Origin of the sequence: Stagnihabitans tardus, assembly GCF_009925085.1 — a bacterium.
Taxonomy (GTDB): domain Bacteria; phylum Pseudomonadota; class Alphaproteobacteria; order Rhodobacterales; family Rhodobacteraceae; genus Stagnihabitans; species Stagnihabitans tardus.
The window spans coordinates 1-26,749 of record NZ_JAABNR010000018.1 but is presented as its reverse complement, the minus strand read 5'-3'; the positions used below and the strand labels follow the sequence as shown (position 1 = coordinate 26,749).

25 protein-coding genes are annotated in these 26,749 nt (G+C 68.7%); 15 read left to right on the top strand and 10 right to left on the bottom strand.

Annotated elements, in window-relative coordinates:
* Positions 1–22: 22 nt before the first annotated feature.
* A complete protein-coding gene (locus GV832_RS16325; RefSeq protein ID WP_354001974.1) occupies positions 23–1,870 on the bottom strand; it encodes an ABC transporter ATP-binding protein in 1,848 nt (615 codons plus the stop codon).
* A 112-nt stretch (positions 1,871–1,982) separates the two neighbouring features.
* Between GV832_RS16325 and GV832_RS16320 the strand changes: the two genes are divergently transcribed.
* Positions 1,983–2,762, top strand: a complete 780-nt coding sequence (locus GV832_RS16320; protein ID WP_168775947.1) for a ChaN family lipoprotein — start codon at positions 1,983–1,985, stop codon at positions 2,760–2,762.
* Here the strand turns inward: GV832_RS16320 and GV832_RS16315 are convergent.
* On the bottom strand, positions 2,737–4,119 hold the full coding sequence (locus GV832_RS16315) for a sensor histidine kinase (RefSeq protein WP_168775946.1): 1,383 nt from the start codon (positions 4,117–4,119) through the stop codon (positions 2,737–2,739). The two genes, GV832_RS16320 and GV832_RS16315, sit on opposite strands and share 26 nt — an antisense overlap.
* The gene (locus GV832_RS16310) at positions 4,116–4,784 is read right to left on the bottom strand and encodes a response regulator (protein ID WP_168775945.1); all 669 of its coding nucleotides are present in this window, start codon (positions 4,782–4,784) and stop codon (positions 4,116–4,118) included. The genes GV832_RS16315 and GV832_RS16310 overlap by 4 nt, the downstream gene beginning before the upstream one ends.
* 78 nt (positions 4,785–4,862) lie before the next feature.
* Here GV832_RS16310 and GV832_RS16305 point away from each other — a divergent pair, with 78 nt between their 5' ends.
* The 5 genes from GV832_RS16305 to GV832_RS16285 all read left to right on the top strand — a co-directional run bounded on the left by GV832_RS16305 (position 4,863) and on the right by GV832_RS16285 (position 9,710).
* Positions 4,863–5,915 (top strand): ABC transporter substrate-binding protein, encoded by a 1,053-nt coding sequence (locus tag GV832_RS16305; RefSeq protein WP_168775944.1) that lies wholly within the window; start codon positions 4,863–4,865, stop codon positions 5,913–5,915.
* 96 nt (positions 5,916–6,011) lie between these two features.
* The gene (locus GV832_RS16300; RefSeq protein ID WP_168775943.1) at positions 6,012–6,956 is read left to right on the top strand and encodes a tripartite tricarboxylate transporter substrate binding protein; all 945 of its coding nucleotides are present in this window, start codon (positions 6,012–6,014) and stop codon (positions 6,954–6,956) included.
* Entirely contained in the window at positions 6,953–7,441 is a 489-nt protein-coding gene (locus GV832_RS16295; RefSeq protein ID WP_168775942.1) for a tripartite tricarboxylate transporter TctB family protein, read from the top strand. The genes GV832_RS16300 and GV832_RS16295 overlap by 4 nt, the downstream gene beginning before the upstream one ends.
* A gap of 1 nt (position 7,442) precedes the next feature.
* On the top strand, positions 7,443–8,960 hold the full coding sequence (locus tag GV832_RS16290; RefSeq protein WP_168775941.1) for a tripartite tricarboxylate transporter permease: 1,518 nt from the start codon (positions 7,443–7,445) through the stop codon (positions 8,958–8,960).
* A 312-nt stretch (positions 8,961–9,272) separates the two neighbouring features.
* Positions 9,273–9,710 carry a hypothetical protein gene (locus tag GV832_RS16285; protein WP_168775940.1) on the top strand — a complete coding sequence of 146 codons (438 nt, stop codon included), beginning with the start codon at positions 9,273–9,275 and terminating at the stop codon, positions 9,708–9,710.
* Here GV832_RS16285 and GV832_RS16280 read toward each other — a convergent pair.
* Entirely contained in the window at positions 9,637–10,116 is a 480-nt protein-coding gene (locus GV832_RS16280; protein ID WP_168775939.1) for an RrF2 family transcriptional regulator, read from the bottom strand. The two genes, GV832_RS16285 and GV832_RS16280, sit on opposite strands and share 74 nt — an antisense overlap.
* A gap of 144 nt (positions 10,117–10,260) precedes the next feature.
* Between GV832_RS16280 and GV832_RS16275 the strand changes: the two genes are divergently transcribed.
* The 8 genes from GV832_RS16275 to GV832_RS16240 are packed head-to-tail and all read left to right on the top strand — an operon-like array spanning position 10,261 to position 19,102.
* Positions 10,261–10,599: a hypothetical protein gene (locus tag GV832_RS16275; RefSeq protein ID WP_168775938.1), complete on the top strand. Its 339-nt coding sequence runs from the start codon at positions 10,261–10,263 to the stop codon at positions 10,597–10,599.
* 8 nt (positions 10,600–10,607) lie between these two features.
* Positions 10,608–12,752: a 4Fe-4S binding protein gene (locus GV832_RS16270; protein WP_168775937.1), complete on the top strand. Its 2,145-nt coding sequence runs from the start codon at positions 10,608–10,610 to the stop codon at positions 12,750–12,752.
* Entirely contained in the window at positions 12,745–14,691 is a 1,947-nt protein-coding gene (gene nosZ, locus GV832_RS16265; RefSeq protein ID WP_168775936.1) for a TAT-dependent nitrous-oxide reductase, read from the top strand. Before GV832_RS16270 ends, nosZ begins: the two co-directional genes overlap by 8 nt.
* Before the next feature lie 34 nt (positions 14,692–14,725).
* Complete coding sequence (locus GV832_RS16260; RefSeq protein ID WP_227754480.1) at positions 14,726–16,009, top strand: nitrous oxide reductase family maturation protein NosD; 1,284 nt, start codon at positions 14,726–14,728, stop codon at positions 16,007–16,009.
* Positions 15,981–16,865, top strand: coding sequence for an ABC transporter ATP-binding protein (locus GV832_RS16255; RefSeq protein WP_354001973.1), 885 nt, complete (start codon positions 15,981–15,983; stop codon positions 16,863–16,865). The genes GV832_RS16260 and GV832_RS16255 overlap by 29 nt, the downstream gene beginning before the upstream one ends.
* Positions 16,862–17,683: an ABC transporter permease gene (locus tag GV832_RS16250; RefSeq protein ID WP_168775934.1), complete on the top strand. Its 822-nt coding sequence runs from the start codon at positions 16,862–16,864 to the stop codon at positions 17,681–17,683. The genes GV832_RS16255 and GV832_RS16250 overlap by 4 nt, the downstream gene beginning before the upstream one ends.
* Positions 17,680–18,213 carry a nitrous oxide reductase accessory protein NosL gene (locus GV832_RS16245; RefSeq protein ID WP_168775933.1) on the top strand — a complete coding sequence of 178 codons (534 nt, stop codon included), beginning with the start codon at positions 17,680–17,682 and terminating at the stop codon, positions 18,211–18,213. The genes GV832_RS16250 and GV832_RS16245 overlap by 4 nt, the downstream gene beginning before the upstream one ends.
* A 1-nt stretch (position 18,214) precedes the next feature.
* Positions 18,215–19,102, top strand: a complete 888-nt coding sequence (locus GV832_RS16240) for an FAD:protein FMN transferase (protein WP_435531770.1) — start codon at positions 18,215–18,217, stop codon at positions 19,100–19,102.
* Positions 19,103–19,107: 5 nt separating this feature from the next.
* Here GV832_RS16240 and GV832_RS16235 read toward each other — a convergent pair whose 3' ends face one another.
* The 6 genes from GV832_RS16235 to GV832_RS16210 all read right to left on the bottom strand — a co-directional run bounded on the left by GV832_RS16235 (position 19,108) and on the right by GV832_RS16210 (position 25,855).
* Positions 19,108–19,713: a DUF3726 domain-containing protein gene (locus GV832_RS16235; protein ID WP_168775932.1), complete on the bottom strand. Its 606-nt coding sequence runs from the start codon at positions 19,711–19,713 to the stop codon at positions 19,108–19,110.
* On the bottom strand, positions 19,710–21,368 hold the full coding sequence (locus tag GV832_RS16230) for a hypothetical protein (protein ID WP_168775931.1): 1,659 nt from the start codon (positions 21,366–21,368) through the stop codon (positions 19,710–19,712). Before GV832_RS16230 ends, GV832_RS16235 begins: the two co-directional genes overlap by 4 nt.
* Positions 21,365–22,354 carry a membrane dipeptidase gene (locus GV832_RS16225; RefSeq protein ID WP_168775930.1) on the bottom strand — a complete coding sequence of 330 codons (990 nt, stop codon included), beginning with the start codon at positions 22,352–22,354 and terminating at the stop codon, positions 21,365–21,367. Before GV832_RS16225 ends, GV832_RS16230 begins: the two co-directional genes overlap by 4 nt.
* On the bottom strand, positions 22,351–23,802 hold the full coding sequence (locus tag GV832_RS16220; protein WP_168775929.1) for an aldehyde dehydrogenase family protein: 1,452 nt from the start codon (positions 23,800–23,802) through the stop codon (positions 22,351–22,353). The genes GV832_RS16225 and GV832_RS16220 overlap by 4 nt, the downstream gene beginning before the upstream one ends.
* 72 nt (positions 23,803–23,874) lie before the next feature.
* Positions 23,875–24,810, bottom strand: coding sequence for an agmatinase (locus GV832_RS16215; protein WP_168775928.1), 936 nt, complete (start codon positions 24,808–24,810; stop codon positions 23,875–23,877).
* Positions 24,811–24,880: 70 nt separating this feature from the next.
* Entirely contained in the window at positions 24,881–25,855 is a 975-nt protein-coding gene (locus GV832_RS16210) for a helix-turn-helix transcriptional regulator (protein WP_168775927.1), read from the bottom strand.
* An 87-nt stretch (positions 25,856–25,942) separates the two neighbouring features.
* Here GV832_RS16210 and GV832_RS16205 point away from each other — a divergent pair, with 87 nt between their 5' ends.
* Complete coding sequence (locus GV832_RS16205) at positions 25,943–26,632, top strand: hypothetical protein (RefSeq protein WP_168775926.1); 690 nt, start codon at positions 25,943–25,945, stop codon at positions 26,630–26,632.
* Positions 26,633–26,749 lie beyond the last annotated feature (117 nt).

The window sequence follows — 26,749 nt, the reverse complement described above, 5'->3', positions numbered from 1 at the left end:
AAGATCAATTCGCCAAGCCCGCCTAGCGATAGCCCGAGGCCTGGAGCTCGAAAAGCTCGGCATAGCGCCCGCCCTGGGCCAGAAGCGTCTCGTGGCTGCCCTCGGCCTCGACCCTGCCGCCCGACAGCACGAGGATGCGGTCGGCCATGCGCACCGAGCTGAAACGGTGCGAGATCAGGATGGCGGTCTTGCCCTGGCTCAACTCCTTGAAACGCTGGAAGACCTCGTATTCGGCGCGGGCATCCAGCGCGGCGGTGGGCTCGTCCAGGATCAGGACCTGGGCGCCGCGCATATAGGCCCGGGCGATGGCCAGCTTCTGCCATTCGCCGCCCGAAAGCTCGACCCCGTTGCGGAAGCGCTTGCCGATCATCTGATCGTAGCCTTGGGCAAAGCGGGCGATGACGGGGGCGGCGAGGCTGGCGGTCGCTGCGGCGAGCACCCTTTCGCGGTCCTCGCGCGCGGCGATCCGGCCCACGGCGATGTTGTCGGCGGCCGTCATGTTGTAACGCGCGAAGTCCTGGAAGATCACCCCGACCGCGCCGCGCAAATCCTCCAGCGCATAGTCGCGCAGGTCATGGCCATCCAGCGTGATCCGCCCCTCGACCGGGTCGTAAAGCCGGGCCAGGAGCTTGACGATCGTCGTCTTGCCCGCGCCGTTTTCGCCCACCAGCGCCAGGGTCTCGCCCGCCTTCAGCGTGAAGGACAGGCCGCGCACTGCCCAGGTGTCGGAACCGGGATAGCGAAAGCCCACGTTGTCGAAGACGAAGCCCCGGGTCAGCGGCAGGGCCAGGGGGCGGGGGCTGGCCGGAGAGGTCACGCGGGGCGTGATCTGGAAAAAGCTGAAAAGGTCCTCCAGGTAAAGCGCCTGGGCCGCCATCGAGGAAAACCCGTTCAGGATGCCCTGCAAGAGCCCGCGCAGCCGCAGGAAAGAGCCCGACAGGAAGGTCAGGTCGCCCAGGGTCAACTGGCCCCGCAGCGTGGCCAGGATGATCCAGCCATAGGCCGTGTAATAGCCCAGCGTCCCCAGCGCGGTGAAAAGCCCGCCCCAGAGCGCGCGGGCCCGGGCGATCCTGCGGTTGGCGGCATAGAAGCTTTCCGACAGCGCCTGGTAGCGGTCGGTGAGAAAGGGGCTGAGGCCGAAGATCTTGACCTCCTTGGCGGTTTCGACGCTGGCGGCGGTCTGGCGCAGGTAGTCCAGCTCGCGCCGTTCGGCCGTGCGCGAGAAGTCCAGCGCATAGGTCCGGGCGTTGAAATGCGCCTCGCCGAGGAAGGCCGGGATCAGGGCCAGGAGGACCAGGAGGATGAGCCAGGGGTTGAAGATCATCAGGCCCGCCGCAAGGGTGGCGACCGTCACCAGGTCTTGCAACTGTCCCAGGACCTGGCCCAGCAGCGTCATCCGTCCGCTGGCCTGCCGCCGCGCGCGTTCAAGCCGGTCCTGAAAGCCCGCGTCTTCGAAGGTCTCAAGGTCCAGGGTCGCGGCATGGTCCATCAGCCGCACCGAGGTCCGCAGGGTCAGCCGGTCGGACAGAAGCGTGTCGACCAGGCCCGCAAGCCGCCCCGCGAGGTCGGCCAGGATCGCAAGGCCGAACTCTGCCGCGACATAGGCCGCCAGCCCCTTGGCCGCGCCGCTGGCCCACCAATCCGCCGGGGGCAGGGGCAGGGATTGCAGCGCCAGGACCTCGTCGATGATCAGCTTGGCGGTCCAGAGCGCCGCGATGGGGACCACGGCGCGCACCAGGCGCAGGGAAAGGGCTGCCAGCATGAGCCCCGGGCTCGCCTGCCAGACCAGGCGCAGAAAGGGCCAGAGGTTGCCCATGGCAGCCCAGCGGGCGCGGAAGGTCAGGGGGGGCTTCGGGGCAGGGGGGCTCACGTCAGGGTCCGTCGGGATGGGGCGCGCAGGATGGGGCCTTGCCGCGGCAATGCCAAGGGGGCTTTCCTTCAAGGCGGCTTTGGCCAGAATGGGCGGCAAAAGGGGGGGCGGCATGGGCCAGTGGCAGGACGGGACGGGGCAAGGGCTGGAGGAAGCGGCGCTGCTCACGGGGCTCGCGCGCACCCCGGGGGTGCTCTTGGGAGAAACGCATGACCGCGCCGACCATCACCTTTGGCAGGCCCATGTGGCGGGCCGCCTTGCCGATCTTGGCCCGGTGGTCCTGGGCTTCGAGATGTTCCCGGCCTCGGCCGATCCGGTCCTGGCCGATTGGGTCGCGGGGCGGCTGACCGAGGCCGAGTTCCTGACGGGCACCGATTGGGACAGGGTCTGGGGCTTTGATCCCGCGCTTTACATGCCGCTTTTCACCCTGTGCCGCGCGCGCGGCCTGCCCATGGTCGGGCTGAACGTGCCGCGCGACCTGGTGCGCGCCGTGGGGGCGGGCGGCTGGGAGGCGGTGCCCGAGGGCCAGCGCCACGGCCTGACCCCCTCCCGCCCCTCGCCGCCCGCCTATCGCCGTGTGCTCTTCGACCTGACGGGAGGGGTCCGGCCCGACCGCGCGGCGCAATCGCCCGAAGACCCCGCCTTTGACCGCTTCGTCCGCGCGCAAGAGGTCTGGGACCGCGCCTTCGCCACCCACCTGGTCCGGGCACGGGCCCGGGGCCAGGTCATCGGCATCATCGGCCTGGGCCACCTGATGTGCGGCGGCGGGGTGCAGTGGCAGGCCGCCGACCTTGGACTGAAGGGCCTGCGCGCGCTTCTGCCCTCGGATGCGGCGCTTCCCCCCGGCACCGCCGATGCGGTCTGGATCACGCAGCCGCCCGCCGCAGGGTGATGCGCGCCAGGAGCCCCCTCCCCCCGGCGCCGGGCTGCAAGGTGAACCCCGCATCGAAGAGCGCCGCGATCTCGGTCGTGATGGCCAGGCCAAAGCCATAGCCCGCGCCGGGGTCTTGCGGCCCGGCCTTGGCGGCCCGCCGCAGATGGGCCCGGGCGATCTGGGCCTGGGTCAGGCCCGGACCATTGTCCTCGACCTCCAGGACAACCGCTTCGCCCTCGGGCCGGACCCGCAGCGTCACCATGGCCCCCGCCCCCGCATAGGACAGGGCATTGGCGAGAAGGTTGTTCAGAAGCTCGGTCAGCAGCACGGGTTCGGCCAGGGCAAAAGCCTCGTCCTCGGGGCCCTCGAAGCCCAGGTCCAGGCCCCGTTGCAGCGCCAGGGGGACCATCTCGGCCACCAGCGCCTTGGCCAGGGCGCCAAGCGCCACCGGATGCAGGACCGCGACGCCGTTGGCCGCATCGACCCGCGCCAGGACCAGAAGCTGGGCCAGGACCCGCTCCGCCCGCTCCAGCGCGGCCCTGGCCTTGGCGGCAGAGGCCTCGCGCGCGCCGGGGGTCTCGCTGCGGTCGATCAGCGCCAGTTGGGTGCGCACCACGGCCAGGGGGGTGCGCAACTGGTGGCTGGCATTGCCGGTGAAGTTTCGCAAGGCTTCGAGCGCCGTCTCGAGCCGGGCCATGAAGGAGTTGATGGCGCCCACCAGCGCCGCGACCTCTTGCGGCACATCCGCCGTCACCGGCCGCAAATCCCCCGGCGAGCGCGAGCCGATGACCGCGCCCAGCCGGTCCAGCGGCCGCAGCGCCAGCGTCACCGCCAGCCAGACCACGGCGGCCACGCCCAGCCCCAGGACCGCCAGCCGCAGGGCCGAACGCCACAGGATCGCCCGTGCGAGTTCCCCCCGCGCCAGGGTCGATTCCGCCACCGTGACGGCAAAGGGGATCGACTGCGCCCCGGTCGAGACCTCGCGCCGCAGGGTGGCGATGCGCAGATCCACCCCGCGATAGCTGCCATCGGCAAAGCTGACGCCCTCGGGCCCCTCGGGCGCCTGGGCCAGGTCGGCATAGCCCGTCAGAAAGGTCCCCGGCCCGTCGACGCGGTAAAACACCCGGTCCTCGGCGGTCGAGGTCAGCATCTCCAGCGAGGCGTAAGGCATGTCGACCTCGAGCCCGCCGCTTTCATCCACCGTCACCCTTTCGGCAATCGCCAGGGCCGAGCCGAAGAGCACCCGGTCCGAGACGCTTTGCGCTGTCCGCAGCGCCTCGGCCCGCGTATCGGCCAGGGCCAGAAGCCCGATCCCGGCCGAGGCGAGGAAAAGCCACAGCAAAAGCCGCCGGCGCAGCGAATAGGGCCGGCTCACGGGGTCTTTTCCAGGAGGTAGCCGATGCCGCGCACGGTTCGCAGGCTCAAGCCCTGGGGCGCGATGCGGCGGCGCAGGCGCGAGACATATTGCTCGATCGCATTGTCCGACAGCATGTCGTCCAAGGAGGTCAGCGACTGAACTATGGCCTCCTTGGTCACGACCTTGCCCGCCCGGGTCACCAAGAGCTCCAGGAGCGCGCGTTCGCGGGGCGGCAGGTCCAGGACCTGGTCGGCCAGGGCAAACTGGCGGCTGGTCAGGTCCAGGGTCAGCGCGCCCAGGCTGATCTGCGCCGAGCGCAGCCCCGCCTGGCGGCGCAAGAGGGACCGCACCCGGGCCTCGAACTCGCGCACGTCGAAGGGCTTGGCCATGTAGTCGTCGGCGCCGAGGTCCAGCCCCCGCACCCGTTCCTCCGACGCCCCCCGCGCCGTCAGGATCATCACCGCCGCCGCATTGCCCCGGGCCCGCATCGCCCCCAGCACCGCCAGCCCATCCATCTGCGGCAGGTTCAGGTCCAGGATCACCAGGTCAAAGGCCTCGACCGCCACCAGCGCCTCGGCCGAGGCGCCGTCATGGACCAGGTCCACCGCATAGCCCGACGAGGCCAAAAGCGTGCTCAGCGCCTCGGCCAGGGGCAGGTCGTCCTCTACCACCAGTATCCGCATCTTCTCCTCCCGGGCGGCCAGTCTAGTCCCGAAAGGCGGCTGTTGTGAACCGGGCTTGGTTTGGGCACTCTGCGCCCCATGCGCCTCCTTCTGACCCTGATCCTTCTGACCCTTGCGACCCAGGCCCGGGCCGAGCTGCGGACCTATCCCGGGACCGGCGACCAGGTGCTGGTGATCTATTCCACGCTCGACAACCGTCTGGCCGAGCCCCTGATCGCGGCCTTCCAGGCGACGCGCCCCGAGGTCAGCCTGCGCTACGAGGACCTCCTGGCCTCCGAGATCGCGGCGCGCGTCATGGCAGAGACCGATGCGGGCCAGCCCACGGCGGATGTCATCTTCTCTTCGGCCATGGATGTGCAGATCAAGCTGGCCAATGACGGCTATGCCCAGCCCGCCCAGGTCCCCGAGGCCCAGGGTTGGCCCGACTGGGCCAAGTGGCAGGACCTGGCCTTTGCCCTGACCTTCGAGCCCGGCGTCCTGGTCTATCACCGCCCCAGCTTCCCCGATGGCCCGCCCCAGTCGCGGCTTGAACTGATGGAGTGGCTGAAGACCGCACCCGCGGAGCAGGCCCGCATCGGGACCTATGACATCGAAAGGTCGAATGTCGGCTACCTGTTCCTGGCCCGCGATGCCGAGCATTTCCCCGACATCTGGTCGCTTCTGCGCGCGATGTCGGCGGCGGGGCTGCAACGGTTCGCCACGAGCCAGGAGATCATCGACCGCGTCGCCGATGGGCGGCTGGCCCTGGGCTACAACATCCTGGGCTCTTACGCCGCCGACCAGGCGCGGGCGCGGCCCGACCTGGGGCTGGTCCTTCTGCGCGACTTCACGGTAGTGGTGTCGCGGGTGGCGCTGGTGCCGCGTGCCGCAGCCTCTCCCGACCTGGGCCGCGACTTCCTGGCCTTTCTCATGAGCCGCGAGGGCCAGACGATCCTGTCCGAAAAACTGCGCCTGCCCGCCGTCAGCCTGGAAGTGTCGGATGCCAATTCCGCCCGGGCGATGATCGCGGCGCTCGGCGATCAGCTTCGTCCCGTGTCGGTCAGCCCGGGGGTCCTGGTCTACCTGGACCAGGCCAAGCGGCGCCGGTTCCTGCGGCTGTGGCACCAGGCGCTGGACATGTCAGCCAGATGACAGGTTTGTGTGATGGATTGTCCCCCAGGGCGGGCACGAGGAGGTGCCTTCCCGCGAAATCGGCATGGGAACCCGTGCCTTGGGAGGAGAATCAAGATGAAGCACACGCTCTTGGGCGCGGCGCTGGCGGCTGTTCTGGCCATTCCGGCTTTTGCGAATGACTACATGATCATGGCCCCGGCCTCGCCGGGCGGCGGCTGGGACAGCACGGCGCGCTCGATGCAAGAGGTCATGGTGGCCGAGGGCATTGCGGGTTCGGTCCAGGTCCAGAACGTCCCCGGCGCGGGCGGCACGGTGGGCCTGGCGCAATTCGCCTCGACGGCGAGCGGAGATCCCAGCCAGCTCATCGTCGGCGGCTATGTCATGGTGGGCGCCATCCTGACCAATGAATCGCCGGTGTCCCTGGCCGATGTCACCCCCATCGCCCGGCTGACCGGCGAGGCCGTGGCCATCGCGGTTTCGGCCTCTTCGCCCATCCAGACGATCAACGAGCTGGTTGACGCCATGAAGGCCGATCCGGGCGCCGTCTCCTGGGCGGGCGGCTCGGCGGGCGGTGTCGACCACATCACCGTGGGTCTTCTGGCCAAGGCGGCGGGGATCGACCCGACCAAGATCAACTATGTCGCCTTCTCGGGCGGCGGCGAGGCCCTGGCGGCGATCCTCGGCAACCAGGTCACTGTGGGCATCTCGGGCGTGGGCGAGTTCCTGCCCCAGGTCGAGGCGGGCACCATGCGCATCCTGGCCGTGTCCACCGCCGAGAAATGGGCTGGCACCGATGCGCCGACGCTGATGGAATCGGGCTATGACGTGAATGTCCAGAACTGGCGCATGGTCGCGGCGGCTCCGGGCCTGACCGACGAGCAAAAGGCCGCCGTCACCGCCGATATCGACAAGCTGGTGAACTCGGCTGGCTGGAAGAGCCTGCTCGAGACCAAGGGCTGGGCCAACACCTATCTGTCCGGCGCCGATTTCGACAAGCAGCTCGCGGTCGAGATCGAGGCCACGACGGCTGTCCTGAAAGACATTGGTCTGGTGAAATGATCCGCGATCTGCGCGGAACCGGAGGTCGCCCCCAGGGGGCGACCTTCCTCATCGCGGGGCTCCTGGCGGGGCTTGGCGCGCTGGCCCTCTGGCAGGGCTTTGCCCTGCCCGACAAGGGCGGCTATGCGGGCATGGGTTCGGGCGGTCTGCCCAAGGTCGTGGGCGCGGCCCTCATGGCGCTGTCGGGGGCCCATGTCTGGGCTGGCCTGCGCGGCCTTGGACAGCCTGCGCCCCGGGTGAGCCCGGCGCCGGTCCTGTGGATCGTGGCGGGGCTGCTGGCGCAGCTTTTGCTGTTGAAGCCCCTGGGCTTCACGCTGGCCTCCGGGCTCTTGTTCGCCCTGACCGCTGCGGGCCTGGGCAAACCCCTGCGCCTGACGCTGCCGCTTGGCCTGGTGCTGGCCTTCGCCATCTACGGCGTCTTTGACCAGATATTGCAGTTGCATCTGCCGGCGGGCTGGATCGAAACCCTGGTCTTTGGGGGATAAGGTGACGACATTCGACTTTCTGATCCAGGGCCTTGGCATGGCCATGGACCCGATGATCCTGCTTTACGCCCTGATCGGGGTGACGCTGGGCACCGCCGTGGGCGTGCTTCCCGGCATCGGCCCGGCGCTGACCGTGGCCCTGCTCTTGCCGGTCACCTATGGGCTCGACCCGGCGGGCTCGCTCATCATGTTCGCGGGGATCTATTACGGGGGGATGTATGGCGGCTCGACCACCTCGATCCTCTTGAACACACCCGGGGAAAGCGCCTCCATCGTCACGGCGCTGGAGGGCAACAAGATGGCCCGCGCCGGACGCGGAGGGCCTGCGCTCGCCACCGCCGCCATCGGCTCCTTTGTCGCGGGGCTGATCGCGACCCTGGCCCTGGCCTTCCTCGCCCCCCATATCGTCAAGCTGGCCCTGATCTTCGGCCCGCGCGAGTATTTCGCCCTGATGGTCCTGGCCTTCGTCACCGTCTCGGCCGCCTTTGGCGATTCGGCGATCAAGGGCCTGACCTCGCTGTTCGTGGGCCTCTTCCTCGCGCTGGTGGGCATCGACCAATTGACCGGCCAGGCGCGGCTGGCCTTCGGGGTGCCCGAGATGCTGGACGGGGTCGAGGTCACGACGCTCGCCGTCGCCCTCTTTGCCATCGGCGAGGCCCTTTTCGTCGCAGGCCAGGGCGCCATGGGGGCCGACAAGATCGAGGCCGTCAAGGGCTCGGTCTGGATGACGCGCGCCGATTGGGCGCGGTCCTGGAAGCCCTGGCTGCGCGGCACGGCCATAGGCTTTCCCATCGGCGCCATGCCCGCAGGCGGGGCCGAGATCGGAACGCTTCTGTCCTATGCCGCCGAGAAACGCCTGGCCAAGAACCCAGAAGAGTTCGGCCATGGCGCCATCGAGGGCGTGGCCGGCCCCGAGGCCGCCAACAACGCCTCCGCCGCCGGAACCCTGGTGCCCTTGCTGACCCTTGGCCTGCCCACATCGGCCACGGCCGCCATCCTGTTGGCGGGGTTCCAGCAATTCGGCCTGCAACCGGGGCCCCTTTTGTTCGTCACCTCGCCGCAATTGGTCTGGGGGCTGATCGCGAGCCTTCTGATCGCCAATGTCATGCTCTTGGTCCTGAACCTGCCGATGATCCGGCTTTGGGTCAAACTGCTGACCATCCCCAAGCCCTGGCTTTACGCGGGCATCCTGACCTTCGCGACGCTCGGGACCATCGGGATGAACCCTTCCCCGGTCGAGCTGGCGATGCTGTTGGTCTTTGGCCTCATGGGCTTTGCGATGCGGCTTTACGGCTATCCGATCGCGCCGGTCGTGGTCGGGCTGATCCTGGGGCCCATGGCCGAAAGCCAGCTTCGCCGCGCCTTGTCGATCTCGCAAGGGGACTGGACGACCCTGGTCTCGACGCCGGTTTCGGCCGGGATCCTCTTCGCGGCGGCGCTGGCGCTGGTCGTGCCGATGATCCTGCGGCTGCGCGGCAGGGGCGAGGTCCTCTCGCGCCTCGCCGCCGACGAGGACTGAAGGCGCGCGGTCTGCGGGGCTGGGGACTTGCGCCCCGGCCCCGGAATTCTCCAACTGGTGGCGTGCCGTTCAAGTCGTGCATTGCGCTTGGTAATCCGGTCGCTTTCCCGATCCCGCATCCAGGCGCCCGCGCGGTCATATGAAGCATTCCGTCCTGGTCTGGCCCGGCGACCGAATCCGGCCCGAGCGCGATGGACACCCGATGACCTGCGTGGCCGTCACCGGGGCACTTTCCGACGAGATGCGCGCCGGGGCCGGCGAGATCGAACGCGTCAGCAGGTCCGAGGTGATGCAAGCTTTGCCACCAGGCGCTTGCGTCTGGGCTTTGTGGCCAGGTCCGGCGCCCAGACCTCCGCCGTCGGGGCGGTCAGCGCCGACCGCTTGCACGCCCGGTCGCCGCGCCAGGCCCTGGACAGGCCCGTCTTTCGCAGCGAGCCGCATGACGGCCGGCTGGCCGCCACCATGCGCGCCTTCGTCGGGCAAAGTGTCGTGGTCGTCGCAGAGGCCAACGACGAACGCGCCAAGCCCACCGAAACCGTCTTCGAACACTGGGCCTTCTTCCAGGTCGTGGCAGGCCTGCGCGCGGCGAGTCTCGACTGCGTCTCGGGTCGCGCGCTTTTCGAGCCCCTGACGCGCAACCGCTTCTCCATCGACCTGCCAGGGCCTTTGCCGTCCCTTAGCCGGGCTGGCGCGCGCTTGCCCCGCGCCTTGGACCGCGAAGCGGCTCGCTTGGCGCGGCGGGCAGGGTGAAGAACTCCGGTCGCACCATGGCATCGGCCAGGGTGTATTTGCGCAGGGTGGCAAGGAAAGCCTCCAGCGCCTCGTTGGCAAGGTTCGGCAGGCGGCAGGGTCGCGAGATGCGGCAGGCGTTGCCGGTCAGAAAGCACTCGAACAGGCCGAAATCCGGCTCGGTCGCCTGGACGACATCGGCGATGTTGATCTCCGAGGCCGGACGGGCGAGGGCGAAGCCGCCGTGCCGCCCCTTGGTCGAGGCCAGGAACCCCGCCCGCGACAGGCCCAGGACCACCTTCTTCAGATGGGCATGCGAGATGGCGAAATAGGACGCCGCCTCCTCGATCGTGACGCGCGCCCCCTCGTGCCCCGCCGCATAGATCAGGACCCGCAGGGCATAGTCGGTGAAGCTGGTCAGACGCATCGCTTTCCCCCCTCCGGCCAAGATGAAGGTTTCATGTCGGCGGTCAAGGGGAGGGGCATGCGACAGAACGGCCAGCGCTTTAAAAGGATATTCTATTTGACCCAAATCAAGGCCGCGTGAGTCGTCGCAGCCTAGACAGGCGGCATGACATGGTCGCTTCGCCAGATTCTCTGCCTTTGCCTCAGCCTGCTCCTGGGCCTGATGGGCGTGCAGACGGCAGCCGCCTGCCCCGGAGAGGCCGTCTTCGCCGTGCAGGCTTGCGGCCATGAGGGCGTGATCTGGCTGGATGCCCAGGGCAAGCCCGCCAAGCCCTGCGCCGATTGCCCCGACTGCCTGGCGGCCCCCTCCCTGACCCTCTCGGCCCCACGCGCCCCAGCCTGGGTCCCGGGCGGCGCCGAGCCCCTGGGCTTTGCCTTTCCCACCCAGTCCCGTCCCGCCCCCGAGCCCGGCGCCCGCGCCCGCGCGCCCCCGTTGGAGGCCTGAGAACTCCCATGCACCTGATCCGATCCCTGCTTTGTCTTCTGTGCCTTGCCCTTCCGGCCCAGGCCGAGAGCGTCCTGGCGAAATACCTGCCCGAAGTTGCGGCCTCCGACCTGGTGGCGGGCGCTGACGGCTTTGGGCCCATCCAGGCCGAACTGCCCGTCACCCCGGTGATGAAAGGGGCCGAACAGATCGGCTGGGCCTTTGTCACCAGCGATTTCGTCGGCACCACGGGCTATAGCGGCAAGCCCATCCATGTGATGGTCGCGCTCGACCTGACCGCCCATGTGACGGGCGTCAAGCTGGTCAAGCACTCTGAACCCATCGTCCTCATTGGCATCCCCGAGGCCAGGGTCAAGGCCCTGGCCGCCAGCTATATCGGTCGGGACCTGGCGGCCGAGGCGCAGGGCAGCGACGCCATGCCGGAGATCATCTCGGGCGCCACGGTCACGGTCATGGTGATCGACGATTCCATCCTGCGCTCGGGCATCAAGGTGGCGCGCGCCCTGGGCCTGGGCGGGCTCAAGGCCGAGACCGAAGGCCCCCGGGCCGAGATCGACCCGATGGCCACCGCGCCCGAAGGCTGGCAGGCGCTGGAGGGCGATGGCACGATCCGCAGGCTCTCCCTGGACGTGGGCCAGGTCAACGCGGCCTTTGCCGCCTTGCCCGATCCCCGCGCCGCAGAGCGCCCCCTGACCGAGCCGCCCGAGACGGCCTTCGTCGAGATGGAGCTGGCCCTGGTCTCGCATCCCGCCATCGCCAGGGCCGTGCTGGGCGAGGCCGAGGCCGCGAACCTGGCCACCTGGCTCAAGCCCGGCGAGGCGGCCGTGGCGGTTGCGGGCAGCGGGCTCTATTCCTTCAAGGGTTCGGGCTATGTGCGCGGCGGGATCTTCGACCGCATCCTCCTGGTGCAGGACGACGTGACCGTCCGCTTCCATGACCGCGACCACAAGCGGCTGGTCGGCCTTGGGGCGGGGGCTCCGGGCTTCACGGAAATGGACCTCTTCCGCATCACCGATCCGGGCTTCGACCCCGCCAAGCCCTTCCGCCTGCAACTCCTGGTCAGCCGGGCGGTCGGGGCGACGGAAAAGGCCTTCATCACCTTCGACCTGGGCTACCAACTGCCCGCCCACTACCTGAAGCCCGCAAAACTCGAGGCCCCCGCCTCAGCGGGGGCAGCTTCGGAGCGCGGGACCGAGGATGCGGCCCAGGCCGAGCTGTGGAAGAAGATCTGGGTGGGCAAGCGCTTCGAGATCGCGGGCCTGGCCGCCATGCTGGGCGTCCTGACCCTGGTCTTCTTCTTCCAGGGCTATGCCACGCGCAATGCCCGGGCCTTCCTGTGGTTCCGCATGGGTTACCTCGCTGTCACGCTGGTCTTCCTGGGCTTTTACGCCAATGCCCAGTTGTCGGTCGTCAACCTGATGGCGCTGTTCGGCGCCCTGACCCATGGCTTCTCCTGGCAGGCCTTCCTCCTGGACCCCCTGACCTTCATCCTGTGGTTCGCCGTGGCGGCCTCGCTGATCTTCTGGGGACGCGGCGCCTATTGCGGCTGGCTCTGCCCCTTTGGCGCCTTGCAAGAGCTGACGAACCGCGCCGCCCGGGCGCTGCATGTCCCGCAATGGACCCTGCCCTGGGGCCTGAACGAGCGTCTGTGGCCGATCAAGTACATGATCTTCCTCGGGCTCTTCGGCGTGTCCCTGGCCTCGATCGAACAGGCCGAACACCTGGCCGAGGTCGAACCCTTCAAGACCGCCATCATCCTGAAATTCGTCCGCGCCTGGCCCTTCGTGGCCTATGTCGCAGCGCTTCTGATGGCCGGGCTTTTCGTCGAGCGGTTCTATTGCCGCTACCTCTGCCCCCTGGGCGGAGCCCTGGCCATACCGGCCCGGATGCGCATGTTCGACTGGCTGAAGCGCTATCACGACTGCGGCGCGCCCTGCCAGACCTGCGCCAATGACTGCCCCGTCCAGGCGATCCATCCGACCGGAGAGATCAACCCGAACGAATGCGTCAACTGCCTGAATTGCCAGGTGCTTTACCAAAGCCACGCCAAGTGCCCCGTCGTCATCCGGCAAGACAAGCGCCGGGCAGCGGTGGCGCGCGACCCCTCGACCCTCAAGAACCACCCCAACGTGAAAGGACAAGAACATGTCTGACAGCAAAGGACTTTCCCGCCGCGGCCTCCTGGGCGCCACGGCCACCGGAGCCGCGCTTTTCGGCGCCATGGCCGGCCGCATCGGCCTCGGCGGGGGCGCGGCTGGCCTTGCCGGAGCCGCAGCCCTGACCGCAACCTCGGCCAGCGCAGAGGAAGCCGCAACGATCGCCCCGGGGATGCTGGACGAATACTACGGCTTCTGGTCCTCGGGCCAGACCGGCGAAATGCGGATCCTGGGCATCCCCTCGATGCGCGAACTCATGCGGGTTCCGGTCTTCAACCGCTGTTCCGCCACCGGCTGGGGCATCACCAACGAGTCGATCCGCATTCACCAGCGGTCGATGACGGAACACACCAGGAAGTTCCTCGCCGCCAACGGCAAGAAAGTCCATGACAACGGCGACCTGCACCATGTCCACATGTCGATGACGGAAGGCAAATACGACGGCCGCTTCCTCTTCATGAACGACAAGGCCAACACCCGCGTGGCCCGGGTCCGTGGCGACGTGATGAAATGCGACGCCATCCTGGAAGTGCCCAACGCCCATGCCATCCACGGGATGCGCCCGCAGAAATGGCCGCGCACCAACTATGTCTTCTGCAACGGCGAGGATGAAAGCCCGCTGGTCAACGACGGCAAGACCATGACGGATGTCTCGACCTATGTGAACATCTTCACCGCCGTGGATGCCGACAAGTGGGACGTGGCCTGGCAGGTGATCGTCTCGGGCAACCTCGACAACTGCGACGCGGATTACGAGGGGAAATGGGCGTTCTCCACCAGCTATAACTCCGAGATGGGGACGAACACCGCCGAGATGACGGCCTCCGACATGGACCATGTCGTGGTCTTCAACATCGCCGAGATCGAGAAGGCCATCGCGGCGGGGCAGTTCCAGGAGCTGAACGGCGTCAAGGTGCTGGACGGGCGGAAAGAGGCGGGGAGCCAGTTCACCCGCTATATCCCCATCGCCAACAACCCCCATGGCTGCAACATGGCGCCCGACAAGGTGCACCTGTGCATCGGCGGGAAACTGAGCCCGACCGTCACGGTGATCGACGTGACCAAGCTGGACACGCTGTTCGAAACCGACGCCGACCCGCGCTCGGTCGTCGTGGCCGAGCCGGAGCTGGGGCTTGGGCCCCTGCACAACGCTTTCGACGGGCAGGGCAATGTCTATACCTCGCTCTTCCTCGACAGCCAGGTCGTGAAGTGGAACATCGACCTCGCCAAGCGGCTTTACGCCGGGGAAAAGGTCGATCCGATCCTGGACAAGGTGGATGTGCAATACCAGCCCGGCCACCTGAAGACCTCGATGGGCGAGACGCTGGAGGCCGATGGCAAGTGGCTGGTCTGCCTGTGCAAATTCTCGAAGGACCGCTTCCTGAACGTCGGCCCGCTGAAGCCGGAAAACGATCAGCTGATCGACACTTCGGGCGACAAGATGAAGGTCATCCACGACGGCCCGAACTTTGCCGAGCCCCATGACGCCATCGCGGTCCATGCCAGCAAGCTGTCGGGCATCAAGTCGGTCTGGGAGCGCAAGGACCCGATGTGGGCCGAGACCCGGGCCCAGGCGGAAGCCGATGGCGTGAACCTGGACGACTGGCAGGACATGGTGATCCGCGACAAGGCGGACCCGAGCAAGGTGCGGGTCTATATCTCGTCCCAGGCGCCTTCGTTTGCGCTGGAGACCTTCGAGGTCAACGAGGGCGACGAGGTCACCGTCATCGTCACCAACCTCGATGACATCGACGACCTGACCCATGGCTTCACCATGGGCGGCCACGGCGTGGCGATGGAGATCGGGCCGCAGGCGACCTCTTCCGTCACCTTCGTCGCCGCCAATCCGGGGGTCTATTGGTATTACTGCCAATGGTTCTGCCACGCGCTCCATATGGAGATGCGCGGCCGGATGTTCGTGAAGCCGAAGGCGTAACGCGATGTTTCCGCCCCGGGTCCTTGTCCTCCTCATGCTTGCAACCCCTTTGCAGGCCAAGGAAATCCCCGTCCCGCCCGGGGCGGGCACCCTGACGGCGGCCATCGCGGCCGCCGCCCCGGGGGATATCCTGCAACTGGCGCCGGGGACCTATGGCCCCGCCGTCATCGACAAGCCCCTGACGATCCAGGGCAAAGACAGCACCATCGACGGCGGCCACAAGGGGACGGTCCTTTTGGTCACCGCCGATGACGTGACGCTGAGGGGCCTGCATGTCACCGGCTCGGGCCCGCGCAACGAGGATATCGACGCCGGGATCAAGGTGCCGAAAGGCGTTGCGCGGACCCTCATCGAGGACTGCCTCTTGACCGACAACATGCATGGCATCGACTTCCACGGCTCGACGGGCAGCATTGCCCGCCGCAACCGGATCGTGGGGACGCAAGACCCCCACATGGTTGCGCGCGGCAACGGGTTTTACGTCTGGAACGCGCCGGGCGTGGTGATCGAGGACAACGAGGTCCAATACGGCCGCGACGGGATCTTTGCCAATGCCAGCAGGGACGACATCTTCCGGCGCAACACCTTCCGCGACCTGCGCTTTGCCGTCCATTACATGTATACGATGAACAGCGTGATCGAGGACAATGTCTCGATCGGCAACCACCTGGGCTTTGCGGTGATGTATTCGCGCAAGGTGACGATCCGGGGGAACGTGTCCCTGATGGACCGCGACCACGGGGTGATGCTGAATTCGGCCAATGACAGCGACGTCACGGGCAACCTCGTCGTAGGCGCCGCCAAGTGCACCTTCCTTTACGACGCCAACAAGAACCTGATCGCGGGCAACCGGTTTCAGGGCTGCGGCATCGGCATCCACTATACGGCGGGATCGGCGCGCAACGCCGTGACCGGGAATGCCTTCGTCGCCAACCGCAACCAGGTGAAATACGTGGGCACCCGCGACCTGGAATGGAGCCTCGAGGGGCGGGGCAACTTCTGGTCCGACCTCGCCGCCTTCGACCTGAACGGCGACGGTTTCGCCGACCAGGCCTTCCGCCCCAATGACCTGATGGACCATATCCTGTGGAGCCAGCCCGCCGCTGGCCTGCTGACCGGCGCACCGGCTGTGCAGTTGATCCGCTGGAGCCAGTCCTCCTTCCCCGCCACGCTGCCCGGCGGGATCATCGACAGCCATCCGCTGATGGCGCCCATCGACATTCCCCTGGCCCCCGCATGGGCCGAAGCGGCGGCGCTCGTGGGCGACCGCTGGCAAAAGGACACCGCAAGTGACGCTGAAACTTCAGGATCTCACTAAGACCTATGGCCCGGCCCGCGCGCTGGACCGGGTGACCTTTTCGGTCGCCCCCGGAGAGCGCGTGGCTTTGCTGGGCCACAATGGCGCGGGGAAATCCACGCTGATGAAGATCGTCTTGGGGCTGATCCCCCATGACGGCGGCGCGGTGCAGGTCCTGGGCGCCGCCCCGGGCGTGCGGCGTGCGGGCGTGGCCTATCTGCCGGAAAACGTGGCCTTTCACCCGGCCCTGACCGGAGAGGAGCAGATCGGCCTCTTCCTCTCCCTGCGCGGCCAAGATCCCAGGGGCGCCCGCGCGCTTCTGGCCCGGGTCGGGCTGCATGACGCGGCCGCGCGCCGGATCGGCACCTATTCCAAGGGGATGCGCCAGCGCGTCGGCCTCGCCCAGGCGCTGATCGGCCATCCCCGGCTCTTGATCCTGGACGAGCCGACCTCGGGCCTCGACCCGGTCTCGCGGCGGGATTTCTACGCGCTTCTGGACGGGCTTTCGGCCCAGGGCGCGGCGATCCTCCTGTCCTCCCATGCCCTGACCGAGGTCGAGGCGCGCACCGACCGCATCGTCATCCTCTCGGGCGGGCGCCTGGTGGCCGAGGGCGCGCTGGAGCGTCTGCGCATCGAGGCGGGTCTGCCCGTCGCGCTGGTCGTGACCCCGGCGACGGGGCAGGGCGATGGCGTGGCCACGCATCTGCCCGGGGCCGAGCGGGTGGGGGAGAAGCTGGTCCTGACCTGCAAGGCCCCTGAAAAGCTGGGCCACCTGGCCCGGATCGCCGCCTTGGGTCCCAAGGTCGCCGATGTCGACGTGATCCCGCCCTCGCTCGAGGACATCTATTCCCACTTCAGCCGAAGGGACGGCCAATGACTGCCATACTCGCCCTTGCCCTGTCCGAGTTCCGCATCGGGTTGCGCAACCGCTGGCTTGCCATCGCCATGGGGCTGATGGTCGTCTTCGCCCTGGTCCTCTCGGCAGCGGGCTCCGGCCCCACGGGGTCGCTTGGGGTGGACCGGCTCTCGGTCACCGTGGCCAGCCTGACGAGCCTTTCGGTCTATCTCGTGCCCTTGATGGCCTTGCTGATGTCCTTCGACGCGGTCGCCGGAGAGGTCGAGCGCGGCACACTTGCGTTGATCCTGACCTATCCGCTGTCGCGCGGCCAGCTCCTGGCGGGCAAGGCCCTGGCGCATCTGGCCATCCTGTCCCTGGCCATGGTCGCGGGGTTCGGCGCGGCGGGGGTCCTGGCCGCGATCCTCGATCCGCGCGCGGTCGAGGGCCTGCCGGCGCTGGTCCGGCTGGTCCTCAGCTCCATCGCGCTCGGGGCCACGTTCCTGGGCCTGGGCTATGCCATCTCGGCCCGCGCGCGAAGGCCCTCGGGGGCGGCGGGGCTGGCCGTCGGGCTTTGGCTTCTGGCCGTGGTGCTTTACGACCTGGGCCTTCTGGCGGCCGTGGTGGCCGACAATGGCGGGGCCTTTACCCTGCATGTCTTCCCCCTGACGCTTCTGGCCAATCCGGCCGATGCCTTCCGGCTTTACAACCTCGCCGCGTCGCAGGCGACCGGGGCCGCCGCCGGGGTCGCCTCGGCCGCCTCTTCCGTGCCTGTCCCGTGGTCGGCCCTGTCGGTCGCGCTGTGGCCCTTCCTGGCCTTCGGTCTCGCGCTTGTCTCTTTCCGCAAGGTGCAACCATGAAACGTCTTGCCCTGGCCCTTCTCCTCCTGGCCGCCTGCCGCGAAGAGGTGCCGATCCCCGACCCCATCGCCATGACGCCCGATTCCATCGGCTTTTTCTGCCAGATGAACATCATGGACCATGGCGGGCCCAAGGCGCAGGTCCATCTCGACACCTTCCCCGGCCAGCCGCTGTTCTTCAGCCAGGTCCGCGATGCCCTGGCCTATCTGCGGATGCCCGAACGCGATGGCGTCATCCTGGCCACCTATGTCACCGACATGGGCGCCGCCGATTGGGACGACCCGGCCCATGCGCCCTGGGTCCTGGCCGCCAAGGCCACCTATGTCGTGGGCTCGCGGCGCCTGGGCGGCATGGATCAGCCCGAGTTCATCCCCTTTGCCGACCCCGCCCGGGCCCAGGCCTTTGCGGCCGAATTCGGCGGCAAGGTCCTGACCCTGGCCGAACTCCCGATCGAGACAGAAGAGGCCGAGGCGCCCGAAGACCCTTCGGATTTTGCCGCCCGCCTGAAATCCGCAACCGAAGGCAACTGACATGCTGACCCGTCGCCGCTTCCTGACCATAACGGCATCCCTCGTGGCCAGCCCGGCCGCGGCCTTCACCGAATGGCGCGGCCAGGCGCTGGGCGCCCGCGCCCGCATCCTGATCGACCACCCCGATTCCGCCGAGATCGCCGCCGAAGCCCTGGCCGAGATCGCGCGGCTCGAGGCGATCTTCTCGCTTTGCACCGAGAGTGCGCTGACACGGCTGAACCGCGACGGTCGGCTTGCCGCGCCGCCCTTCGAGCTGCTGGAGTGCCTGGCGTTGTGCGGCAGCGTCCATGCGGCGACCGGGGGGCTTTTCGATCCGACGATCCAGCCGCTTTGGGCGCTATACGCCGAAGGTTACAGCGCGGGACAGCCGCCCCGGGCCGAGCAGATCGCCCGGGTCCTCGAGCGCTGCGGCTGGGCGGGGCTGTCATTCGATGCGCAGGAGGTGCGGCTGGCCCCGGGCATGGCGCTGACGCTGAACGGCGTGGCGCAGGGCTGCATCGCCGACCGGGTCAGCGCGCTCTTGCAGGCGCGGGGGCTGCGTCATGTCCTGGTCGACACCGGAGAGCTCCGCGCGCCGGGCCCCCGGGCCGATGGCGCGCCCTGGCCGGTGACGCTGGCGCGGGGGGGGCATCTGGGCCTGGCCCATGGCGGGCTGGCAAGCTCTTCGGCCCTGGGCACGCTGTTCGATGCCGCGGGGCAGGTGGGGCATATCCTCTCGCCCCTGACCGGATTGCCCGCCGTGCCGCGCTGGAAGCTGGTGACGGTCACGGCGCCGGGCGCGGGCCTGGCCGACGCGCTCTCGACCGCCGCCTGCCTGATGGAGAGCGAGGCTCAGATCGCACGCGCCCTCTCCCGCTTTGAAGGGGCGCGGCTGGCGCATCTGGCCTGAGGCCGTCAGTCGCTGTCGGGCGTGGCGCTTCCCGCCCCGCCGCGCGAGGTTTCGGTCGCGGGAACCGTGGTGCGCAGGGCATAAAGGCCAAGGGCATCCAGGATCGCGGGGTCGAAGAGGGGAAGTGCTGCGGCCAAGGGCACGATGCGCAGCGCCAGGGGAGTGGTCGCCAGCACCGGCAGCGGCCCGCCCACGCGCGGCGCCATCACGAAGCCAAGGCCGGGCGCCTCGATCTTCAGCGCGGTGCCGCCCAGATCGGCCAGCCGCGCGAGGAAAGGCACAAGCAGGACCGGCGCCGCGACCGGGGGCAGGTCGAGCGGGCCGGCCAGCGGCCCCTCCGCCAGCCGCGCATGATCCAGCAGTGCGGCACCCAGCGTGATCGGACAGAGTGGACCTTGGCCTTGGGCCTGCCAGCGGCCAGGACCGGGCAGGGGCCGCGCCAGGGGCCCGGCGTTGAGCAGGTCCAGCAGGGCCCCCGTCCCGTCATGGCCCCGCGCGGCCAGCCAGCCCAGGGCCAGGCCCGCCTCCTCGGCCAGGCCCCAGCTGAACCCCGCCCCCCGCGCGGCGCGGAGGGCCAGGCTTTCGATCTCGTTCTGCGACAGGGCCGTCATGACGGGCCCAGCTCGTCGGGAAAGGGCGCGCCCTTGCAGAGGCTGATCCGGACCCATTTGTCCGAACGCGGGTCGAAATGGCTCGCCCCGAAGAAGGCCAGCTTGCAGCGCAGAAGGTCGATGGGCAGGACCTCGGCGGCCAAGAGGTTGTCCTGGATCTCGGCATAGGGATGGGCGCGCGACTGCTGCACCCGTCGCGCCATCTGGCGGTGTTCGGGATGGGCCAGAAGAAAGCCCGCAAGCGGCTGGTCCCCGGGCCAGTCGGCCAGCGCCTGCGCGAGGTCAAAGGCCATGCGACCGACGCCCAGGGGCTGCTCGCGCGCGGCGCCGTCTTCGGCAAAGCGCTGGCCGATCCGGGGTTCGAGCTTCTCTTCCGAGACATACCAGAACCGCGCAAGCTCTTCGGGGTCGCGGTAGTCGCGGGTCAGGGCCCAAGCATAGCGCCGCGCCAGGTCGGCGCGAAAGGCCTCGACCGGGATGCTGCCATCCAGGGTGAAAACCGAGGCCTCATCGGCGCTCATCTCTTCGGCCAGGTCGTCGACCAGGGCGCCATGGGGCTCCAGCATCAGGGCCAGAAGCGCCTCCTGGCCTTCCAGGGTCAGATGGGCCTCGCCCCAGCGCCAAAGCGCATCCCAGGGGCGCGCGCCTTGGGGGAAATCCTCCAGGGCCGCGCCGATCAGGTCCAGGTCGCGGCGCAGGTCCGCCAGTTTCGCCTGTTGCAGCGGGTGGTCAGAGGCCCAGCTTGCGGCGTTGTCGCCTGCCGCCGTCAAGGCAGCCCGCAGCCCCGCCACGGCCTCGGGCAGAGCGGCGTTTTGGGCGCGGACCCGGGCCAGGGCCTCTTCGCGGGCCTGCATCCAGTTGTGCAACAGGACCGGGTGGCGCACGAGGAATGGCGCCATGCCAAGGCCGGTGGAATTGCCCACCCCGAGCCGCCGCCGCAGGTCGCGGTCAAGCGGCACGGCGCGGGGGCCGCCCCTTGCGCGGGCCAGGTGCTCGGCCAGGTCGACGGTGAAGGCGCGCGTCAGCCAGACCGACAGCATCTCGGCCCGGAACGGCCCCGAGAGCTCGGGCCGGTCGGCGATCACCGCCCGATCCGCCGCCCCGAACTTGCCCGAGCCATAGACCGCCGTCGTGCGCATCAGATAGCCCACCGCCTCGATCTCGGAGACCTCGGGCTGAAGCCCCTGCGAGAGCCTGTCCACCACATGACCAAACAGCCGCACCGAGCGGTTGGCCCGGCTGAGGCAAAGCTCTTTGGCGGTGATCCGTCCGGCCTCTTGCAGGGGGACATTGGCGGCCAGCCGGTCCAGGTCGGCGGCATCCGGCGTGCCATCGACCAGGGCAAAGGTCGCATCCCAGGCCGTGGCGATCACCCGGTCCGAGCGCAGGTGATCGGGCAGGTCATGGGCAAAGGCCACGAGGCTATAGGTCCGCGCGGGGCCGATGGCGCGATAGACCGCGCGGCCCACGCCCCTGTCATCGACCTCCCACAGCGGGCGGTCGAACCGCCAGCCCTCGGCCTGCATCCGGCGCAGAAGCGCCCGCAGGAAAGACAGCCGCGTCGGATGGGAGGCGCCCATGCGGTCCAGCCGCATGACCTGTTCGGGGGGCCTGCGAAAGGCCGAAAGCTCGGGGGCGGTCCGGGCCAGGGTCATGCGGCGCTCCCTGCGGGGGGGAAGCTGCGGGCGAAGAAGTCCAGCCAGTTGCCCCCCATGATTGCCGCGACCTCGGGCGCCGAGAAGCCAACCGCGCCCAGGCCCTTTGCGATGGCGCCGAAGTCGCGGTTGTCCTGGAACCAGGCGGGCATGGGCGGAAAGCCGGGCGCCGCGGCCGAGCCCTCGCCGTAATCGACCGCCTTGGTCCAGCGGCCGGAGCGCATCCAGTCCACCACGCTATCGGGCTGGTCCTGGCAGAGGTCGGTGCCGATGGCGAGCGCGCCGATGCCGATCTTCTCGGCCGTCCGGGCGACCATCTGGCAGAAGTCCTCAAGCGAACAGGAAGAGCCACCCTTCAGGTGATGGGGGTAAAGCGAAAAGCCCAGGATCCCGCCGCTTTCCGCCAGTTCCTTCAGCACGCGGTCGGACTTGTTGCGCCGCGCCGGGTGCCAGTCGAAGGGGTTGGCATGGGTGATGGCGATAGGCCGCGTCGAATGGGCAATGGCCTCCAGCGTCGAGCGTTCTGCCGAGTGGCTCATGTCGACGACCAGCCCCACGCGGTTCATCTCGGCCACGACCTCGCGGCCCATGCGGGTCAGGCCGCTGTCATGGCTCTCGTAGCAGCCCGTCGCCAGAAGCGACTGGTTGTTATAGGTCAGCTGCATGAAGCGCAGGCCAAGCGTGTGCAGGACCTGGACAAGCCCGATATCGTCCTCGATGCAGCTGGGGTTCTGCGCGCCGAAGAAGATCGCCGTCCGCCCGGTTTCCCGCGCCAAGGCAACGTCCGAGGCGCTGCGGCCCTGGAAGATCAGATCGGGGAAGCGCTCGAACCAGCGGTTCCAGGCCTCGATGTTCAGGACGGTCTCGCGGAAGGTCTCGTGGTAGGTGATCGTGACATGGACGGCATCGACCCCGCCCGCCCGCATCTGGCGGAAGATCTTTTCGGACCAATTGGCATATTGCAGCCCGTCGATCAGCGGGGTCATTCCGGCGCCCCCGCCGCGACATAAGAGGTCTTGACGGCGGTATAGAACTCCGCCGCATAAGACCCCTGTTCGCGCGGCCCGAAGCTGGAGGCGCCGCGCCCGCCGAAGGGGACATGGTAATCGGTCCCCGCCGTGGGCAGGTTCACCATGACGCAGCCCGCCCGGACATTGGCGCGGAAATGGCTGGCGCGGGAGAGGCTGCGGGTCATGATCCCCGCCGTCAGGCCAAAGGCGCTGTCATTGGCCGTGGCCAGGGCCTCGGCATAAGAGCCCACCTTGATGATGCAGGTGATGGGCGCGAACATCTCTTCGCGGTTGATCGCCATGTCGTTTCGCGTGCCCGCAAAGACCGTGGGGGCCATGAAATAGCCCTCCGTCGCGCGGTCGAGCCTAGTGCCGCCGCAGAGAAGCTCCGCCCCCTCGGCGCGACCGCGCGCCACCCAGTCGAGGTTCTGCGCCAGCTGTTCGGCGCTGACCACGGGGCCGATCTGGACGCCCTCTTCCAGCGCGTGCCCCACCTTGAAGGCCCCCGCCGCCGCCACCAGTTTCTCGACAAAGGCATCGTGGATCGCCTCATGCACGATCAACCGCGAGGCGGCGGTGCATTTCTGCCCCGTCCCGCCAAAGGCCGCCCCCGCCGCATGGCTCACCGCAAGGTCAAGGTCGCAATCCTCCAGGATCAGCATGGGGTTCTTGGACCCCATCTCCATCTGCACCTTGGTCATATTGGCCACCGCCGAGGCCGCGATGCCGCGCCCGACCGGGACCGAGCCGGTAAAGCTGATGGCGTCTATCCCGGGGTGTTCGACCAGCCTTTGCCCGATCTCGCGGCCCGGGCCTGCCACCAGGTTGAAGAGGCCCTGGGGCAGGTCCTGGCGGGTGATGATCTCGGCCAGGGCCACGGCGCTGGCGGGGGTCAGGTTGGCGGGCTTCCAGACCACGGCATTGCCGAAGGCGAGCGCCGGGGCGATCTTCCAGGCGGGGGTCGCCACGGGGAAGTTCCAGGGGCTGATCACGGCCACGACGCCCAGGGGCTCGCGCCGCACGTCGATCTCGATCCCCGGGCGGGTGCTTTGGGCCTGGTCGCCCATCAGCCGCAGGGCCTCGGCGGCGTAATAGGTGAAGAACTGCCCGGCGCGGTAGACCTCGCCACGGCCCTCGGCCAGGGTCTTGCCCTCCTCGCGGGAGAGGAGCTGGCCGATCTCGCCCGCCCGCGCCATCAGCTCGGTGCCGATGGCCATCAGGACATCGTGACGCTTCTGGATGCCTGCCGCCCACCACAGCGGCTGCGCGGCGCGGGCCGCGGCCACCGCCTCGTCCAACTGGGCGGCGCTGGCCTGGGCATAGTGCCCGATCACGTCGCGCGGGTCGGAGGGGTTGATATTGGCGAGCGTCGCGATGCCCTCGGCCCAGCGGCCCGCGATATGGTTGCGCGTCTCGGTCGTCATCCCGTCCCCCGTCCTCGTCCCATCCCCAAAGCCTAGACCGGGGCTTCAGGGCAATCAAACGAATAGGCGGTCTCAGGGGCCCTCGGGCCGCGCCATGAGGCAGAGGATTTCGAACATCATCGTGGCACCCACCAGCGCCGTGTTGCCGCTGGGGTCGAAGGGCGGCGAGACCTCGACCACATCGGCACCCACCAGGTTCAGGCCCATCAAGCCGCGCACCATCTGCTGGGCCTCGAAGACGGTATAGCCGCCGACCTCGGGCGTGCCGGTGCCGGGCGTATAGGCCGGGTCGATGCCATCGACGTCGAAGGTCAGATAGGCGGGGCCCAGGCCGACGATCCGCCGGATTTCGGCGATGACCCCCACCATCCCCAGCCGGTAGACATCCTCGATGTAAAGCGTGGTCACTCCGGCGTTTTCGGCAAAGTCATTGCCGTCAGGCGCATAGCGCGTGCCCCTGATGCCGATCTGCACCGTCCGCCGAGGGTCGACCAGCCCCTCCTCGATGGCGCGGCGCACCCAGGTGCCATGCGTGTAGCGCTGGCCGCCGAAATAGCTGTCGTTGGTGTCGGAATGGGCGTCGAACTGGATCAGGCCGACGGGGCCATCCTTGGCAAGGGCCCGCAGGATCGGCAGCGTGATCAGGTGGTCGCCCCCCGCCGTCAGGGGCCGCGTGCGCCCGAGGCCCGCGTAATGGGCGGTGATCAGCGAGAGGCTCTCGTCGATGTCCAGGGGGTTCATCGGCACATCGCCGAAATCGGCCACGCGGTGGGTCGTATAGGGCGAGGTCCTGGTCACATGGTGAAAGGGGCGGATGAACATGCTCATCTCGCGCATCGCGCGCGGGCCATGGCGCGTGCCCGCGCGGTTCGTCGTGCCGCCGTCATAGGGCAGGCCCAGAAGGGCGATATCGGCCTCGCCTGGGTCGGTCAGGCTGGGCAGGCGAAAGAAGCTGACCGGGCCGGCATAGCGCGGCGTGGTCGAAGAGGAGGCGGGCCAATAGGTCATCGGGTGGCCTTTCAGAGGGGGGCTTTGGGCTGATCTTCCGCCCCCGCTCGCCCCGGGGCAAGAGCCCCCGTCACGGCAGGGCCGGGAAATCGCCGCGGCGATGGGCCGCCACCATCCGGGCCAGGGGCTCGGGCGCCAGGACCTCGACCTGATCGCCCCAGAGGTAAAGATGCCAGGCCATCTCCAGCCAGCCCGAGGCCATGAAACGGACCGTCAGGCCGGTCTCGTCCTCTTCCATCACCTGGGTCGGGTGGAACAGGAACTCCCGCGCGGTCTCGGCCGCCCTGGGGGTGAAACGCCAGACGACCTCGCCATATTCGGCCTCGGCGTGATAGCTGCCGAAGGCGCGGGCGGCATGGGTGGCCAGGTCGAAGCCCGGGGCGCGGGCGAAGCTCGTGACCTCGAGCTGCGCGTCGCGGATGCGGTCCAGCCGGTAATGCTGCATCCGGCTCTCGCCCACCTCGCGCGCCACCAGGTAGCGCCGCGTGCCAAGGAGGAGCCCATGCGGCTCCAGCCGCCTTGCGCGGTCGTTATAGGTCAGGGCCAGGACATGCGGCCCCTTCAGCGCCTCGGCGATCAGGCCCAGGAGGTCGGGCCCGACCCGCACCATGGGCCCGGGGCGCGAGGCGAAGCCATGGGCCTCGAGCACCGCTTCGGCATCGGCCTCGGCGCGGCGGGCATGGGGGCCGGGCATGGCGGCCAAAAGCCGGTCGCGCAGGCGGGTCAGGGCGCGGATCTCGGTCTCGGCCCCATCGCGGCTGGCCCGCTGCAAGGCCAGGTTCAGGGCGACCAGCTCGCTGTCGCGCAGCCCCACGGTCAGCATCAGCCGCGCATCCTCGCCCCGCAGCTTCCAGTATTTGCGCCGGTCCTCGTCGGTGCGGGTGACGCAGTTCGGAAAGGTCTCTTCCAGCGCCTTGGTCATGCGCTGGGCCGTGCGGCGGTCGACGGCAAAGGTCTCTTCGATCTCGGTCAACCCGATCCCGCCATGACGCGAGGCGGCCATCTCGGCCAGGCGCAAAAGGTCGGTGGCTTTCTGAAAGGACATGGGATCTCCGCGACAGGAATTGCCACCCTTATCCCACATCCTGACAAAGTTAGCGATTCCCTAATTCTCGTGGAGCCCCGGATGCAGATGACCCATTCCCCCTTCGAAGCCGCTTATCTGCGCCGCTCGCTCAAGCGCGGGCTTGCGGCCGAAGCCTTGGCCCAGGCGCAGAAGACCCAGGCCGACATGGCGGGGCTTGTGGCGCTTGGTCAGGACTTCCGCCCCAATGCCAAGGGCTTGCAGCGCCTGGCCCTGCGGATGCAGGCCCGGGCGGGAGTGGTGCGGGTGGCGCTGGTGCCGGGGGGGCTTTCGGTCGTCACCCGCTCGGTCCGCGAGGTCCGGGCCCAGCAGGCGGGCGCGGCGCTCTTCTCCGAGACGGGGCTGATCTACCACCGGATCGTGCTGCGGCTGGACGGTCACCTGAGCTATCGCATCTCCGCCGTCAGCTTTTGCCGCCACGCGCTGGAGCGGCTGGTCGAACGCTCCCAGGTGGCCCTGGGTCCGATCCTGCCCCGGGTCGATGCCGAGGCGTTGCAGCTGTTCCGCCAATGGGACCGCGCGGCGCTGATCGAGGCCGAGGGCAGCTTTGCCCGGGCGCAGGAGCCCGGGGTCTGGGCGGGCGGCCTGGACGAGATGGCGCTGGAGCCCGATTGGGGCCTTGCCTCGCGCGCCATGTCCTTCCAGGTCTTCTCGGTCCGCACCTTCCTGTCCGAGGCCGAGATGCGCCCGACGCTTTGGCTGCGCTGGAAGGACGACCCGACCTGCCGGGTGGCCTAGGGTCAGGACCCATTGATCACGCTCTAAGACCGTGATTCACGGTCGGCCAGGAGACCTGATTTATGAGCAACTTGTTCTGGCTGACCGAAGCCCAGATGGACCGGCTTCGGCCCTTCT